We start from the raw sequence: 15,816 nt of genomic DNA, 5'->3' as shown, positions 1-15,816 counted from the left end.
CGAGTAGCGAGTAGCGAGTAGCGAGTAGCGAGTAGCGAGTAGCGAGTAGCGAGTAGCGAGTAGCGAGTAGCGAGTAGCGAGTAGCGAGTAGCGAGTAGCGAGTAGCGAGTATGGATTGCCTCAGGCGACGCAGGTGTCCAGCCCTTTTTTCCTATTCGCTCCGTTCCCTCACCGCATCACCTGCGCCAAGAACCGCTCGATCGTCAATGTCGCGGGATCGCCCGGTTCGCCCAGCTTGCGCGCGATCGAACCATGGGTGTAGCGACCGCCGTCGAAAACCGCCGAACGCGCGCCCCGCGCCCTCAGGAGATTGGAATAGCCGTTGGTCAGTGCCTTGCGCCGCGCGCCATTGGAGCCCGAATGCAGGAAAAGATGCGGCGGGAAACCGGAACCGCGCCGGGCATAAGTGACGGGCGACCAGCGCACCCAGTCATTGGGGTCAGAGCCAAACGCATTGATATAGGGATAGCCGAGCGAGCCGCGCATGCCGGCATAGGCGACCATGTCATAGGCCTGCACATCGTTGGGTATGACCCCGCGCACGGAGCCCGCAACATTGCGCGCTGCCGCCATCGCCACCAGATGCGCGCCGGCCGAATGCCCCATCAGCACGATGCGCGAGGGATCCCCGCCATAGCGCGAAATGTTGGAGCGCACCCAGGATATCGCCGCCGAAAGATCATTGACCTGACCGTCGATCGTCGTCTGCGGAACCTTGCGGTAGTCGATGGCAACAAGAATGTAACCGAGAGACGTAAGCCACTGGGGAAGCGAATAGACCTTCTTGCGCGAGCCCTTCACCCAGCCGCCGCCGTGGGCGTATATCACCACCGGTGCCTTGCGACCACCGAAAGAGAAGAGATTCATGCGTACCACGCCGGCCTGGGCGGTGCGGCCGGGGCGGTCTGGCGCATGAATATCGAGCTTCAGTCCCTGTCGGTAGGTGATGCCTTCGTGCAGCTCTACAGCCTGCGCGGCCAGCGAAAACAACATCGTCAGGAGAAATCCTGCCCACAGTTGCCCCAATGCCCTCATTCTCAGCCTCTCCCGCAGATTCCTTGGTGGTGCTTAAACCATGCGAACGCCCGCAAAATTGACACAGGAATGACCTCAGGTCATCCTCAGATCGCATTTTCAGCCGACGAACACGTTGGATGACCGTTACCTTACGCAATTTCAAGGAAATTCCCATGCTCAGCCACATGACCAAGCTGAAGTCTCTTTCGCTCGCTGCCCTTCTTTCGGCGACGGCGCTGCAGTCCGCCTGGGCCTGGGAGGCAGAGGAGGTCGCAGCCCGCTACAAAACCCTGCTCGGCGATCAAGGCGTGATGGCTGAATGGACCGGCGTGCGCCAGGATGGCGATTCGATCGTTCTCGAGAATGCCTCATTCGGTCTTTTGGACGTCGAGGCCAAAGTTCAGCTCGGCGATTTTCTCCTGCAAGACGTTACCGAGACCGGCGAGGTCTATGAGATCGGCCGGATTGCTGTCGACAGTTTCGAACAGTCGGAAGAAGGTTTCGACATTGCGTTGAACGGCCTTTCAATCGAAGGGCTCATCCTGCCCAAAGAGGGCGAAAACGCGCCCTATGGCGGCCTGATGCAGTACCGTCGTTTTGCTCTCGACAGCGCGCGTGTGGGAAAAGACGGGGCACCGCTCTTTACGCTGGAATCGCTGCAGGCGAACACCACGCTGGGGGATGGCACTGAGAGCATGAGCTTCGTCGGAGCCGTCGAGAATTTCTGGCTCGATGTTGCGACGCTTGCCGACAACAGCGATGCACGCAGCAAACTGAGCGAATACGGCTACGAAGAGCTGTCCGGCAGCGTTGATATGGCCGGCAGCTGGGCTCTGGCCGACGGTCGCATGAAGATCACGCGCTACGACGTCAAGGTCGAGAACGCCGGGACACTGGCGATCACGGCGGATATCAGCGGCTACACGCCCGAATTCATCCGCACCCTGCAGGATATGCAGAACAAGATGGACAGCGGAACCGAACAGCAGAAGCAGGCGCAGGGCCTTGCCATGCTCGGCCTCATGCAACAGCTCAGCCTCCATGGTGCCTCGATCCGCTTTTCCGATGCTTCACTGACCGGGAAGGTGCTTGCCTATGCGGCGGACCAGCAGGGGGTCAAGCCGGAAGACGTAGCCAATCAGGCCAAGGCCATCGTGCCCCTCATGGCCGGTCAGTATCTCGGCCCGGATCTGACACAGAGCCTCTCCAAGGCCGTGACCAGCTATCTGGACAATCCGCGCAACCTCACGATCAGCGTTGCGCCAAAAGAAGGGATACCGCTCGCCGTTCTGATAGGCACTGCCATGGGCTCGCCGGAGGCGCTGGCGAAGCAGGTCGGGCTTTCGATCACTGCGAATGAGTAGTGAATAGTGAATAGTGAATAGTGAATAGTGAATAGTGAATAGTGAATAGTGAATAGTGAATAGTGAATAGTGAATAGTGAAAAGGGGTTGCAAGCTGTACAAGGCCTGCAACCCCTTTGAATTTGCGACCAGCTATTCGCTATTCGCTACTCACTATTCGCTCATTCAATCCTTTTTGACCGGCGCAAGACGCAGGTTCAACTCACGAAGCTGTGCGGGGCTCGCCTCCGAGGGGGCGCCCATCAGGAGGTCCTGTGCCTGCTGGTTCATCGGGAACATGGTGATCTCGCGCAGGTTTTTCGCGCCAAGAAGCAGCATGACAATGCGATCGATGCCGGCCGCCATGCCGCCATGGGGCGGTGCGCCATACTGGAATGCACGGTAAAGGCCGCCGAAACGCTCTTCAACGTCCTTTTGCGTGAAGCCGACTTTCTCGAACGCCTTGACCATCACCTCGGGCAGATGGTTGCGGATGCCGCCGGAAGCGATCTCGAAACCGTTGCAGACGAGGTCATACTGGTAGGCCTTCAGCTCCAGCGGGTCGCCGCTTTCCAACCCTTCCAGACCGCCCTGCGGCATGGTGAACGGGTTGTGGCCGAAGTCGATCTTCTTCTCGTCCTCGTTCCACTCGTAGAAGGGGAAATCGACGATCCAGGCGAGCTTGAACTGATCGCGGTCGACCAGATCGAGCTCCTCACCCGCCCGCGTGCGGGCAGCGCCGGCAAAGGCGGCGAACTTTTTCGGATCGCCGGCAACGAAAAAACAAGCATCGCCGTCACCCAGGCCAAGCTGGGTGCGGATCGCCTCAGTGCGCTCCGGGCCGATATTCTTGGCAATCGGGCCAGCACCCTCAAGGCCCGCATCTTCCTTGCGCCAGAAGATATAGCCAAGCCCCGGCTGGCCCTCGCCCTGCGCCCAGGAATTCATGCGGTCGCAGAAAGCACGGCTGCCGCCCGTCTTAGCCGGAATGGCCCAGACTTCGGCCTTCTCGTCATTGGCGAGAATGTTGGCGAAAACCTTGAAGCCCGAGCCACGGAAGTGCTCGGAGACATCTTCCATTTCGATCGGGTTTCTGAGATCCGGCTTGTCGGAACCGTATTTGCGCATCGCCTCGTCGTAGGGGATGCGCGGGAAGACGTCCGTCACCGGCTTGCCATTGGCAAACTTCTCAAAGATGCCGCGCATGACCGGTTCCATGGTCTGGAACACGTCTTCCTGCTCGACGAAACTCATTTCGAGGTCAAGCTGGTAGAATTCGCCGGGCAGACGGTCGGCGCGTGGATCCTCATCCCGGAAGCAGGGTGCGATCTGGAAATACCGGTCGAAGCCCGACACCATGATCAACTGCTTGTAGATCTGCGGCGCCTGCGGCAGCGCGTAGAACTTTCCTTCATGAAGACGCGACGGAACCAGAAAGTCGCGCGCGCCTTCTGGCGAGGAAGCGGTCAGGATGGGTGTCGAATATTCGGTGAAGCCCGCCTCGCCCATGGCCCGGCGCATCTCGGCGATGATCTTCGTGCGCTGAACGATGTTCTTGTGCAGCGTGTCACGACGCAGATCAAGGAACCGGTATTTGAGGCGGATATCCTCCGGATAGTCCGGCTCGCCGAACACCGGCAGCGGAAGCTCCTTCGCCTCGGAAAGCACTTCGATCTCGCGCGCGAAAATCTCCACCTCGCCCGTCGGCAGGTTCTTGTTGATGGTCTCGTCGGTGCGCGCCTTTACCTCACCATCGACACGGATCACCCATTCGCCACGTACGCTTTCGGCGGTCTTGAACGAAGGAGAATCAGGATCCGCCACGATCTGCGTCACGCCGTGATGATCGCGCAGATCGATGAACAGGAGGCCACCATGGTCGCGCACACGATGCACCCAGCCGGACAGGCGCACATTCGCGCCCACATCGGATTTTCTGAGTTCGGCGCAGGAATGGCTGCGATAGCGATGCATGGTCATATCATCCGTGTCTTGGAATTCATACGCGGGACAGGTCGAAACCCTCCCGGAAGGTCGGCGCGAAAAGCGCATGAGAGGTACGATTTGTCAAGGTGTCGGGCCGGATGCCGCTTTATCGGTCTCCGGTCGAACAGCTGGAATCATCGCCCCGGCCTGCTGGCCCAAGAGAATTGGTACAGGGCGGCCTATAGCTCATTGTCGAACGGTGCGACCTGCCGCGCCTCCCAGCACGGGCCTCACACCATGTCCAGCCTTCGCCCGCTGATCCCGCTTCTCATTGCCGCTGGCATCCTTTTGGCCGGTAACGGGCTTCAGGGCACGCTGATCGCGCTGCGCGGTGCGGCGGAAGGGTTTTCCGAAACCACGATCGGCCTCATGGGCAGTGCGTATTTCGCAGGCTTCCTCATCGGCTGTCTTTACGTGCCGCGTCTTCTGCGCGCGGTCGGGCATATCCGTGCTTTTGCGGCACTTGCGGCGCTGGGTGCCGCCGGGGCGCTGCTCCTCGTCCTGTTCGTCGATCCGCTTTCCTGGATCGCGGTGCGTTTTCTCTCCGGCATCTGCTTTTCAAGTCTCTTCACCACAATCGAGAGCTGGCTCAACTCGGCTGCGCAGAACACCAACCGCGCCCGTGTTCTGGCCGTCTACCGCATCATCGACATCGCCGCGGTCACCGGGTCGCAATACATGCTGCCAGCACTCGGCATCGAAGGATTTGTCACCTTTGCCGTCATGGCGATGATGATCACCCTGTCATTGGTGCCGGTTTCCATGGCCGACCGTTCCAACCCACGCCCACCGGCTGAACTGCGTCTCGACCTCGCCGCCGTCTGGCGCATCTCGCCGCTGGCGGCCTTCGGCTGTTTGGCGGTCGGCCTCACCAACAGCGCCTTTCGCATAGTCGGGCCGATCTACGGCCAATCCATCGGCCTCAGCGTATCCGAGATCGCCACCTTTATGAGCGCGGGCATTATCGGCGGAGCCGTGATGCAATATCCCCTGGGAGCCTTGTCTGACCGCCATGATCGCCGCGTCGTGCTTCTTGGCACCACGATCGGTGCGCTCGTCTCTGCGCTGATCATCGTCTGGTTTGCCGGCGAAAGCCCGAAAGCCAACATGCTGCTGGTGTTTCTGTTCGGTGCATTTGCCATGTCGCTTTATTCATTGTCGGTCGCCCACGCCAACGACCACGCCCAGAAGGATCAGTTCGTGCAGCTCGCCGCCGGCCTGCTCTTCTTCTATTCGCTCGGCGCCATGGTCGGCCCCCTGTTGGCTTCGCTCCTCATGCAGCGTTTTGGCCCGCATGCGCTCTTCTCCTACACCTCCCTTGTCTATGCGGTGCTCATCGGCGTGACATTCTACCGGATGAGTGTGCGCCCATCCGTTCCTGCAGCAAGGCGGCGGCGCTTTGCGGCGCTGTTGCGGACCTCGCCGGTTTTCGTTCGGATGGCACGGCGCAGCCGCAATCATCGATCCGTCGATGACCTCTAATCAAGGCAAGCGGTTTCTTTCCTTTTTCGCCAGCATGACCTAAAGAAGCAGAATGGATCTGATCACGAAGCAAAAAGACCTCGAAGCGGCGATTAAAGCCTTCGAAAAATCCGATTTCGTCACTGTCGACACCGAGTTCATTCGAGAATCGACCTTCTGGCCGGAGCTCTGCCTCATCCAGATGGCGGCTCCGGGTGTCACCGCGCTTATCGATCCGCTTGCCGATGGGATCGACCTCAAACCGTTCTTCGCGCTCATGGCCAATCAGAACATTGTAAAAGTGTTCCATGCGGCGCGTCAGGACGTTGAAATCGTCTACAATCTCGGAAAACTGATCCCCAGTCCTCTTTTCGACACGCAGGTGGCGGCATCCGTCTGCGGTTTCGGCGATAGCGTCTCCTATGACCAGCTCGTCGCAAAGATCACTGGCGCCCGCATCGACAAGTCATCGCGCTTCACCGACTGGCGGCGCCGTCCTCTCTCAGACAAGCAGCTCAGCTATGCGCTTGCGGACGTCACGCATCTCATTGATGTGTATCTGCATCTCAAGACTGAGTTGGAGCGCGAAGGACGTGCGCACTGGCTCAACGAGGAAATGGCTGTGCTGACAGCGCGCGAAACCTATGATCCGCATCCAGACGATGCCTGGAAGCGCCTCAAGCTTCGCGTAAAGAAACCCATCGATCTCGCTATCCTCCAGCACGTTGCAGCCTGGCGCGAGCGTGAGGCGCGCGAGCGCAATGTGCCGCGTGGGCGTGTCATAAAGGACGATGCGATCTACGAAGTGGCACAGCAGCATCCGCGCGACAGCGAGGCACTGGGGCGGCTTCGAACCATTCCCAAAGGCTGGGAGCGGTCCAGTGCGGCCACCGGGCTGCTTGGTGCCGTCGCCAAGGCCATGGCCCTGCCAAAAGAGGACCTGCCACGCTTGCCCAGACCGCCCCACGCTCCCGAGGGCGCCGCAGCGGCGGCCGAACTGCTGAAGGTGCTCTTGAAGCTGGTTGCCGACAAGCAGGGCGTTGCGCCGAAAATGCTCGCCTCCAGCGACGACATCGACCGCATCGCAGCCGACGGCGCGGAGGCGGACGTTCCTGCCATGTCAGGCTGGCGGCGAGAGGTTTTTGGCAAGGAAGCGGTGAAGCTGGTGCAGGGTGAGCTTGCGCTGCGTTTCAACAACCGGAAGATCGAGATTTTCGAACCGGCAGATACACGCAGCGAAGCTGCCGAATAAAAGGCGCGATCGACCGTCGAATTGCTCGCGATCGATCATCGCCTCTGCAGCCTATTCTTTCGCCACTTCCAAGGCCAGATTGAGCCCGGTGACTTTGGCCAGATGTGCCATGCGGCCCACAGGGCGCTCTCCCATCAGGGCTTCATGTGATTTGGGAATGAGAAGCACCGTGGTGCCGTCGTCCCGCTTTTCCCATTTGAGCTTGGGAATGATGCCCGGCATTGAGGCCGTCAGCAGATAGACGACGCGCAGAAGCCCGCCCAGGATCCGCGCCCGTTCGACATACCGAGGCGTTGCGAGCTGGCGCATGCGCGGCGAGAGCGCATCGTTGAACAGGCCCTCATGCCGGAAAAGGTTCGCAAGCGCGATAAAGGCCCTGCCCGGATGGTCGATGCCGATGAAGGAACCATGGGCAATGATGTTCAGCGATTGTGTGCCACGATATTCCGGATGCGCGCGCCAGCCGATGTCGGCCAGAAGACAGGCCGCCTCGCGATAGCGCGCTTCTTCCTCCGTCTCTTCAATGCCGAGCGCTTGCAGCGCCGGCCCGCTCCATTCGGCCAATTCGCGCGCATGGGTCACCGAGCGTGACCGCAACACGGCAAGTTCCTGAGCAGCCGAAAGCAACGGGTCCCGCCGACGGTCCTCTTCTTCCAGCAGTGAATAGAGATAGCCCTCACGCACACCGAGCGCCGAGAAGATGATCCTGGAGGGGTTCGACGCCTTGATGATCTCCTGCAGCACTGTCGCACCATAGGGCAGAAGCGTGCGGCGATTCTTGGAAATATGACTGATGCCAGCGAAACGATCGACGCCGCCCGCCACGCGTTTCAGGAAATCCACCGACTGCTCGATGTCCATTTCGTAGTGGTGCATCACCTCGAGCGGATAGCCGGTTTCAAGCATGTGCAGGCGGGCGAGGTTTCGCCATGTGCCGCCCACACAGTAGAAGGGGCGCCCGGCCCCGTCCTTCAGCCACGGGGCGCGGGCCAGCTCATCGCGGGCGATGCGCCCGGCCCTGGTGACAGAGTTTTTCGCCATCTCCTTAAGCCGCAAGCCGCCGAGCGGCAGGGTGATGCCGTCGCCCATCTCGTAGCCTTCAACCTCAACGAGTTCGAGACTACCGCCGCCAAGGTCTCCGACAATGCCATTCGGCTTGTGGAAGCCGGACATGATGCCAAAGGCGGAGTATTTCGCCTCCTCGCGTCCGGAGAGCACACGAATGTTCGTGCCCAGAATGTCTTCTGCCCGATGAATGAAGTCCGGGCCGTTCTTCGCCTCGCGTGCTGCCGCCGTCGCAAGCACGTGCAGGGATTGCGCGCCGGCCTGCTCGGACAGCGCGCGGAACCGGCGGAACTCTTCGACCGCCCGCGTCACCCCTTCGGGATCGAGTTCGCCCGTCGTGACGATGCTTTTGCCGAGACCAGCCAGCATTTTTTCGTTGAACAACACGCTCGGAGAACGCGCGACCCCCTCGTAGATCACGAGGCGAATCGAGTTTGACCCGATATCGATGACCGAAACGGGACGCCGGTCCTGAAGCCGGCCTTGAGATTCAGCTATGCCCAAAAGATATGCCCGTTAGTCCGTTGATGAAACGGCTTCGACATCTACCTTCTTGCGCTTCTTGAAAGCGGCGATCCGCTTCGGCGCATGAGATTTCAAGGCATTGCCGCGACCGGATAGGCTCGGATTCGTCATGAAATATTCCTGAGCGTTGAACGGTTCTTCTCCCTCATCGGGCATAATGCGCCGAGAGGTGCCGTCGGGCAATACTTCAAAGCTCTGCTGGTTGTCCATGATGTTTCCGAGCATAATCTGCCCGAGAACCTGTTCATGCACCGTGGGGTTGGTGATCGGCACCATGGTTTCCACGCGCCTGTCGAGATTGCGCGGCATGATGTCGGCGGATGAGATGTAGACCACCGCTTCGTCGGACGGCAGGCCGTGGCCGTTGCCGAAACAGTAGATCCGGCTGTGCTCCAGGAAACGGCCAACAATGGATTTCACCCGTATGCGCTCGGAGAGCCCAGGCACTTGCGGACGCAGACAACAGATGCCGCGCACCACCAGATCGATCTCGACGCCCGCCTGCCCTGCCTCATAAAGCGCGTCGATCACCAACGGATCGACCAGCGAATTCATCTTCATCCAGATCTGGCCCGGACGTCCCGCCTTTACATGCTCGATCTCCGCGCGGATATGGTCGAGCAGCCGGTTGCGCAGCGAGAATGGAGATACGGCAATGCGCATCTCACCGTCTGGCTCAGCATAGCCGGTGATGAAATTGAACACCTGAGCCACATCGCGTGCGATCTCCGGATCATCCGTGAAGTAGGACAGATCGGTGTAGATCCGTGCCGTGATCGGATGGTAGTTGCCCGTTCCCAGGTGGCAATAATTGCGCAGCTTGCCTTCCTCGCGGCGTACCACGAGCGACATTTTCGCATGCGTCTTCAATTCGATGAAGCCAAACACGACCTGAACGCCCGCCCGTTCCAGATCGCGCGCCCAGCGGATGTTCGCTTCCTCGTCGAAGCGCGCTTTTAGCTCCACGAGGGCTGTTACCGACTTGCCCGCCTCGGACGCCTCGATCAGCGCCCGCACGATCGGGCTGTCGTTGGAGGTGCGATACAGCGTCTGCTTGATCGCCACCACTTCCGGGTCCTGCGAGGCCTGGCGCAAGAACTGTACCACCACATCGAAGGATTCATAAGGATGATGGACAATGATGTCCTTCTCGCGGATCGCCGCGAAACAGTCGCCATTGTGTTCGCGGATGCGTTCTGGAAAGCGCGGATTGTAGGGCTGGAACAGAAGGTCCTCGCGCGGCACCTTCACGATCTCGGAAATCTGGTTGATGGCCAGCGGTCGCTCAAGAACGGTGATGCGGTTTTCCGCCACCCCCAGCTCACTCGCGACGAAGTCCCTAAGGCCTTCGGGCATCTCATTGTCGAACTCGATGCGGATCACCGAGCCGCGACGGCGGCGCTTCAGGGCCGATTCGAACAGGCGCACCAGGTCCTCGGCCTCTTCCTCAACCTCGATATCGCTATCCCGGATGATGCGGAACGTGCCCGATCCGATTACCTGATAGCGCGGAAAAAGCTTGCTGATGAACAGGCTGACGACATCTTCGAGCGTGATGAAACGGACCGTGCCGCTGCGGTCGGGCAACTGGATGAAGCGCTTGAGCGCAACGGGCAGGCGCAAAAGCGCCGTCATGGGCTCCAGTTCCCCTTCGTGCTGCAGTTCGAGCGCGATGGAGAAACCGAGGTTCGGGATGAAGGGAAACGGATGCGCCGGGTCGATGGACAGTGGAGTCAGAACCGGAAAAATCGCTTCCATGAAATGATCTTCCAGCCATTTCATGTCAGATTGATTCAAGGCGTCGGCACGAACGAGTTCGATGCCTTCCCTGCTCAGTAGCTCCAGAAGCGCATTCAAGCTGTCATGCTGGTCAATCTGCAGCCGCGCAACCTCGCGCAGAACATGCTCAAGCTGTTCCTCGGGTGTGCGTCCGTCGGCGCTGCGTGTTGCAATGTGCTCACGCACCTGACCGGCCAGCCCGGCAACGCGCACCATGAAGAACTCGTCCAGATTGTCGGCCGAGATGGACAGAAACCGCAGACGCTCAAGAAGCGGATGGTTCTGGTTCTGCGCCTCGTCCAGAACACGCCGATTGAACTGAAGCCACGAAAATTCGCGATTGACGAAACGATCCGGGCTGGCGCCGGCGATTTCCCCAGCGGGTCCCGTCTCCAAAGAGAACTCGTTTCGGACTGGCTTCAGTTCGTTCATAACCTGCTCACGCCTTTTCCCAACATGTGTCGCGGCTTTTCTGCCGCCAGACTATCTGGTGACATGGTTTTGCGACAGTTTCATATCATAGGGTTGCAAAGATGGAGTTTATGCTACAAACGCAGGCAAGTTCCAACGCATTCCAAGCCGGAGACGATGATGGCCGGATCAGCCATTCCCCATTTCCAGAACACCAGCGGACATGAAGCAATCGAAATCGGCGTGAAGGAATTCATGTGCGTCGGCGCCAATCCGCCCTTCGATCATCCGCATGTCTTTATCGACATGGGCGACGAGAATGAACGCGTTTGCCCTTATTGCTCGACGCTTTACCGCTACAATCCGGCGCTCAAAGCGGCGGAGACCAAACCCGAAGGTTGCCAGTTCGAGGAAGCGGCCTGAACAGCTGACAGACCGGTGAGCAACGCTCCCGCAGCCATTGTTGTTGGCGCTGGCATTGCCGGGCTGACGACCGCGCTCGCCATGGCGCAGCATGGATTGCCGGTGCGCATTTACGAGCGCGCACCGGAACTTACCGAGGTTGGTGCGGGCCTTCAGCTTTCTCCCAACGCGACACGCCTTCTGGCCCGCCTGGATGTGCTTGATGCTCTTGGAGAACACGCCGTGCGCCCGCAGGCGGTCGCGCTTATGCAGGCTCGCAGTCTGTCTCTGCTTGCCTCCATGCCGTTGGGAGATGTCGGTGAGGCACGCTGGAACGCGCCCTATCTGGTGACACACCGCGCAGATCTGCAAAGCGCACTTCTTGAACGCGCCCGCAGCGAAGCGTTGATTGAGGTTGTCACCGGAGCCTTTGTCGAAAAATCCGAGTTCTCAAAAGATGGCAGTGCCCGGCTGCATATCCGGCGGAACGAGACCATTGAGGCCATCTGCACTCCGCTTCTGATTGCCGCTGACGGCGTGTGGTCGCATTCCCGACGGCTGATCCGCTCCTCCGTGCGCAGCCGTTTCACCGGATACATCGCCTGGCGCACAACGCTGCCAATGACCGCGGCAAAGACCGCATTGGGCGATGCTCTTGCGGCCGACAGAGTGACAGCCTTTCTGGATCCCGCGTTTCATCTCGTCGCCTACCCGATCAGCAATGGGCGTGCGATCAATCTGGTCGCCATCCTGCCGGGCGAAGTCCCGCTCGATGCCTGGGCGCAGGACGCCGATGACGCCCCCCTGAAAAAGGTCCTCACCCGGGCCAATCCTTCCCTCGGCCGGTTGGCAGGTGCAGAAGGGGCACGCTGGACGGTCTGGCCGGTTCATGCAGTCACCCCCGCAGACGCCTGGACCAGTCCGCAGGGATTGGCGCTCGTGGGCGATGCGGCCCATGCGGTTCCTCCGTTCGCCGCTCAGGGGGCCGCCATGGCCATCGAGGATGCGGTCGTGCTCGCCAGACTTTTGGCCCGCACTCCGGGCGACCCTGCCCCCGCCCTTGCCGCCTATGAAGCGGCCCGCAAGCCCCGGGTGGTCCGCGTCGCCCGCCGCGGCGCCTTCAACCGCTTTACGTGGCATGCGGGCGGCCCGGTCGCTTTTGCGCGGAACCTGGTTCTGCGACGGCGTAGCGAGAAGGCTCTGATGGCAGATTTCGATTGGCTTTATGGTTTCGACGCAGACGCTCCCCAGAACCTCTGAACAGCCAGCACCACCGTTTATATCAGAAATGAAAAACGCCGCGCCTCCACAGGGAGACGCGGCGTTGATGTTTCCATGCTTCCTGCGTGATCAGTGCAGGATCTGCGACAGGAAGAGCTTGGTGCGTTCGTGCTGCGGATTGTCGAAGAAGGCTTCCGGCGTGTTCTGCTCCACGATCTGGCCCTGATCCATAAAGATCACACGATTGGCCACCTGCCGTGCGAAACCCATTTCGTGGGTCACACAGATCATGGTCATCCCCTCTTCAGCGAGATCCACCATGGTATCGAGCACTTCCTTGATCATTTCCGGGTCAAGCGCCGAGGTCGGTTCGTCAAACAGCATGATGCGCGGGTTCATGCACAGAGCGCGGGCAATCGCCACGCGCTGCTGCTGACCGCCCGAAAGCTGGCCGGGATACTTGTTCGCCTGCTCCGGGATCTTCACCCGCTCGAGGAAATGCATCGCGGTTGCCTCCGCTTCCTTCTTGGGCGTCTTGCGGACCCAGATCGGCGCCAGCGTGCAGTTCTCAAGAATGGTCAGATGCGGGAACAGGTTGAAGTGCTGGAACACCATGCCCACTTCGCGCCGCACCTCGTCGATCTTTTTCAGATCGTTGGTCAGTTCGATGCCGTCAACGACGATCTTGCCCTTCTGGTGCTCCTCCAGCCGGTTGATGCAGCGGATCATGGTGGATTTGCCCGAGCCGGAAGGCCCGCAGACGACAATGCGCTCGCCGCGCATCACCCTGAGATTGATGTCTTTCAACACATGGAAGTCACCATACCATTTGTGCATGCCAACGATATCGATCGCGACATCGGTGTCGGAGACCTGCATCTTGCTGCGGTCGGCGTGGAGCTCTTCGGCCCGGACGGCGTTTTCCTTTGCCATTTTTGTTTCCCCTTGGCCTTCGGCCTAGCGTTTGTGGCCGGTATCGAGCCGGCGTTCCATGAATATTGAATAGCGCGACATGCCGAAGCAGAACAGCCAGAACACGAAGCCTGCAAACACAAGGCCGGTGATTGGTGTCTGAGGCGATGCCCAGTTCGCGTCCGCGAAGTTCTGCCGCACGGCTCCCAGAAGGTCGAACATGCCGATGATGTAGACGAGGCTCGTATCCTTGAAGAGACCGATGAAGGTGTTGACGATGCCGGGGATGACCAGCTTGATCGCCTGCGGAAGAACAACGAGGTTCATCTTCTTCCAGAAGCTCAGACCCAGCGCATCCGCACCCTCATACTGCCCTTTGGGAATCGCCTGGAGCCCGCCGCGGATCACCTCCGCCATATAGGCCGAGGCAAAGAGCGCCACGCCGACCAGCGCCCGCAGAAGCTTGTCGAACGAGGTGCCGGGTGGCAGGAAAAGCGGCAGCATAACGCTCGCCATGAACAGGATGGTGATCAGCGGCACACCGCGAATCGTCTCGATGAAGACAACGCACACCAGCTTCACCACCGGCATTTGCGACCGGCGGCCAAGCGCCAGAAGTATGCCGAGCGGAAACGAAACCGCGATGCCCACATAGGCAAGCACCAGCGTTACCAACAGACCGCCCCAGAGCGGCGTCGGGACCGGCCGAAGCCCGAACGCGCCTCCCGACAGCAGGAAGAACCCCACGATCGGGAAAACGACAAACAGAAGGATCGCGTTCAATCCCTTGCGCGGAACACTGGGTATCAGGAGCGGCGTGAGAAGCGCCACAAACAGAAAGCCAGTCAGATAAACGCGCCAGCGTTCATCCATCGGGTAACGTCCGAACATGAACTGCTGGAATTTCGCGTCCACGAAAGCCCAGCATGCTCCAGACCAGCCTTCCGGCTGTGTGCCGCCCTGCACCACGGTGGCACAGACGGAACGGTCTGCCCCGGTCCATTGGGCATCAATGAACGCCCACTGGATTATCGGCGGCACGATCATCACAATGAGGGCGATGCCCAATATTGTGAAAATCGAGTCTGTCACATTGGCGAAGAGATTCTTGCGCAGCCATGAAACAGGCCCGTGGTCGGAAACAGGCGGCGGCTGATTGGCCACCATTTCGGCACGGACGAAAGAGAGATCGTGTTCTTGCATCCTACCGCTCCACCAGCGCCATGCGCGCATTGTACCAATTCATCAACCCGGCCGTTCCGAGACTAAGGCCCAGATAGACGACCAGCCAGATTGCGACCACTTCGATGGCCTGTCCGGTCTGGTTGAGCGTCGTCCCGCCCGTGGCAACAAGGTCTGGATATCCGATGGCCACGGCCAGTGAAGAGTTTTTGGTCAGGTTCAGATACTGGCTGGTCAGCGGCGGGATAATGATCCGAAGTGCCTGCGGTATGATCACCAGCCGCATGGACTGGCCCGAGCGAAGACCCAGCGCCTGCGCAGCCTCGCTTTGCCCGTGGCTGACACCGAGCACACCGGCACGCACGATCTCGGCGATGAACGCAGCCGTGTAGAACGAGAGAGCGAGATAGAGCGCCAGAAATTCGGGCCGCACCTGAATGCCGCCGCGCAAATTGAAAGTCGACAACTCCGGAAACTCGAAACTCAGTGGCAGCCCCGTCAGAAGAAAGGCCAGAAGCGGCAAGCCGCCAATCAACGCCACACTCGTCCAGAAAACCGGAAACTGCTCGCCCGTCGCCATCTGCCTGCGATGCGCCCAGCGGCGGACGAAAAAGGTGAAGACGATGCCGAGCACAAGTCCGACGAGAACAAGCCAGGCCCCCTCGCCCCAAAGGAAGCGCGGGAAATAGAGCCCGCGGCTGTTAAGGTACGAGCCGAGCGGCAGATCAATGCTCTCGCGCGGCAGCGGCAGCACGGAAAGGACGCCGAAATACCAGAAGAAGATGACCAGCAACGGTGGAATGTTGCGGAACACCTCCACATAAACGAGGCAGATACGATTGATCAGCCAGTTCTTCGACAAGCGGCCGATACCAATGATGAAGCCGATGATCGTGGCCGTAATGATACCGACGATCGCGACACGCAGCGTGTTCAGAAAGCCGACGAAGAGCGCGCGCCCATAGGTGGAATCGGAAGAATATTCGACAAGACTGTCGCCAATGTCGAAACCGGCCCGTCCCTGAAGGAAATCGAAACCGGATGCGATGTTGGCACGTTGAAGATTGGCAGTCGTGTTGCCGATGACCCAGTAGATCAGGGCAACGAGGCCGGCAAACACCAGCACTTGATAGGCAATTCCTCGAACGCGCGGATCATAGAAGAGCGGCACACGAGGCGCCGCGCCCTCCACAGTTGATTGCGGGGTGGCCATGGCTATCCTCACCAGGAATGGTGAGAGGCAGCGCGAACCGCCTCTCA

At 59.9% G+C, this 15,816-nt stretch carries 12 protein-coding genes; 5 read left to right on the top strand and 7 right to left on the bottom strand.

Features of this window, described 5'->3' with window-relative positions; translation table 11 throughout:
* Window positions 1-168: 168 nt before the first annotated feature.
* Complete coding sequence (locus AC2CHD_RS14380) at window positions 169-1,035, bottom strand: alpha/beta hydrolase (protein ID WP_484554206.1); 867 nt, start codon at window positions 1,033-1,035, stop codon at window positions 169-171.
* Window positions 1,036-1,154: 119 nt separating this feature from the next.
* Between AC2CHD_RS14380 and AC2CHD_RS14375 the strand changes: the two genes are divergently transcribed.
* Window positions 1,155-2,381, top strand: coding sequence for a hypothetical protein (locus AC2CHD_RS14375; protein WP_484554205.1), 1,227 nt, complete (start codon window positions 1,155-1,157; stop codon window positions 2,379-2,381).
* A gap of 165 nt (window positions 2,382-2,546) precedes the next feature.
* On the opposite strand, the gene aspS is transcribed toward AC2CHD_RS14375, so the two are convergent.
* A complete protein-coding gene (gene aspS / locus AC2CHD_RS14370; protein ID WP_484554204.1) occupies window positions 2,547-4,334 on the bottom strand; it encodes an aspartate--tRNA ligase in 1,788 nt (595 codons plus the stop codon).
* 249 nt (window positions 4,335-4,583) lie between these two features.
* Between aspS and AC2CHD_RS14365 the strand changes: the two genes are divergently transcribed.
* Window positions 4,584-5,828 (top strand): MFS transporter, encoded by a 1,245-nt coding sequence (locus AC2CHD_RS14365; RefSeq protein WP_484554203.1) that lies wholly within the window; start codon window positions 4,584-4,586, stop codon window positions 5,826-5,828.
* A 52-nt stretch (window positions 5,829-5,880) separates the two neighbouring features.
* Window positions 5,881-7,059, top strand: coding sequence for a ribonuclease D (rnd, locus tag AC2CHD_RS14360; protein WP_484554202.1), 1,179 nt, complete (start codon window positions 5,881-5,883; stop codon window positions 7,057-7,059).
* Between the two features lie 51 nt (window positions 7,060-7,110).
* On the opposite strand, the gene ppx is transcribed toward rnd, so the two are convergent.
* Together ppx and AC2CHD_RS14350 are read right to left on the bottom strand one after the other, a co-directional pair.
* A complete protein-coding gene (ppx, locus tag AC2CHD_RS14355; protein WP_229447259.1) occupies window positions 7,111-8,628 on the bottom strand; it encodes an exopolyphosphatase in 1,518 nt (505 codons plus the stop codon).
* A 12-nt stretch (window positions 8,629-8,640) separates the two neighbouring features.
* Window positions 8,641-10,860 carry an RNA degradosome polyphosphate kinase gene (locus tag AC2CHD_RS14350; protein WP_229447260.1) on the bottom strand — a complete coding sequence of 740 codons (2,220 nt, stop codon included), beginning with the start codon at window positions 10,858-10,860 and terminating at the stop codon, window positions 8,641-8,643.
* Window positions 10,861-11,019: 159 nt separating this feature from the next.
* On the opposite strand from AC2CHD_RS14350, the gene AC2CHD_RS14345 reads away from it, so the two are divergent.
* Together AC2CHD_RS14345 and AC2CHD_RS14340 are read left to right on the top strand one after the other, a co-directional pair.
* Window positions 11,020-11,262, top strand: a complete 243-nt coding sequence (locus tag AC2CHD_RS14345) for a zinc-finger domain-containing protein (RefSeq protein WP_229447261.1) — start codon at window positions 11,020-11,022, stop codon at window positions 11,260-11,262.
* A 15-nt stretch (window positions 11,263-11,277) separates the two neighbouring features.
* Entirely contained in the window at window positions 11,278-12,501 is a 1,224-nt protein-coding gene (locus AC2CHD_RS14340) for an FAD-dependent monooxygenase (RefSeq protein WP_484554201.1), read from the top strand.
* A gap of 90 nt (window positions 12,502-12,591) precedes the next feature.
* On the opposite strand, the gene AC2CHD_RS14335 is transcribed toward AC2CHD_RS14340, so the two are convergent.
* Genes AC2CHD_RS14335 through AC2CHD_RS14325 form a run of 3 tightly spaced genes read right to left on the bottom strand, consistent with a single transcriptional unit; the run spans window position 12,592 to window position 15,769 of the window.
* A complete protein-coding gene (locus AC2CHD_RS14335; protein ID WP_025030807.1) occupies window positions 12,592-13,395 on the bottom strand; it encodes an amino acid ABC transporter ATP-binding protein in 804 nt (267 codons plus the stop codon).
* A 24-nt stretch (window positions 13,396-13,419) separates the two neighbouring features.
* A complete protein-coding gene (locus AC2CHD_RS14330) occupies window positions 13,420-14,577 on the bottom strand; it encodes an amino acid ABC transporter permease (RefSeq protein WP_229447263.1) in 1,158 nt (385 codons plus the stop codon).
* A gap of 1 nt (window position 14,578) precedes the next feature.
* Window positions 14,579-15,769 (bottom strand): amino acid ABC transporter permease, encoded by a 1,191-nt coding sequence (locus tag AC2CHD_RS14325; RefSeq protein ID WP_484554200.1) that lies wholly within the window; start codon window positions 15,767-15,769, stop codon window positions 14,579-14,581.
* Between the last annotated feature and the right edge of the window lie 47 nt (window positions 15,770-15,816).

Source organism: Nitratireductor sp. ATLC21 (assembly GCF_057196525.1).
This window is presented reverse-complemented; position numbering and strand designations above follow the sequence as displayed.

What these genes read in the sequence shown, in the direction of transcription:
- rnd (WP_484554202.1), top strand. Translation starts at nt 5,881, where the DNA reads ATGGATCTGATCACGAAGCAAAAAGACCTCGAAGCGGCGATTAAAGCC.
- AC2CHD_RS14380 (WP_484554206.1), bottom strand. Translation starts at nt 1,035, where the DNA reads ATGAGGGCATTGGGGCAACTGTGGGCAGGATTTCTCCTGACGATGTTG.
- AC2CHD_RS14350 (WP_229447260.1), bottom strand. Translation starts at nt 10,860, where the DNA reads ATGAACGAACTGAAGCCAGTCCGAAACGAGTTCTCTTTGGAGACGGGA.
- AC2CHD_RS14375 (WP_484554205.1), top strand. Translation starts at nt 1,155, where the DNA reads ATGACCGTTACCTTACGCAATTTCAAGGAAATTCCCATGCTCAGCCAC.
- AC2CHD_RS14335 (WP_025030807.1), bottom strand. Translation starts at nt 13,395, where the DNA reads ATGGCAAAGGAAAACGCCGTCCGGGCCGAAGAGCTCCACGCCGACCGC.
- AC2CHD_RS14330 (WP_229447263.1), bottom strand. Translation starts at nt 14,577, where the DNA reads ATGCAAGAACACGATCTCTCTTTCGTCCGTGCCGAAATGGTGGCCAAT.
- AC2CHD_RS14325 (WP_484554200.1), bottom strand. Translation starts at nt 15,769, where the DNA reads ATGGCCACCCCGCAATCAACTGTGGAGGGCGCGGCGCCTCGTGTGCCG.
- aspS (WP_484554204.1), bottom strand. Translation starts at nt 4,334, where the DNA reads ATGCATCGCTATCGCAGCCATTCCTGCGCCGAACTCAGAAAATCCGAT.
- AC2CHD_RS14345 (WP_229447261.1), top strand. Translation starts at nt 11,020, where the DNA reads ATGGCCGGATCAGCCATTCCCCATTTCCAGAACACCAGCGGACATGAA.
- AC2CHD_RS14365 (WP_484554203.1), top strand. Translation starts at nt 4,584, where the DNA reads ATGTCCAGCCTTCGCCCGCTGATCCCGCTTCTCATTGCCGCTGGCATC.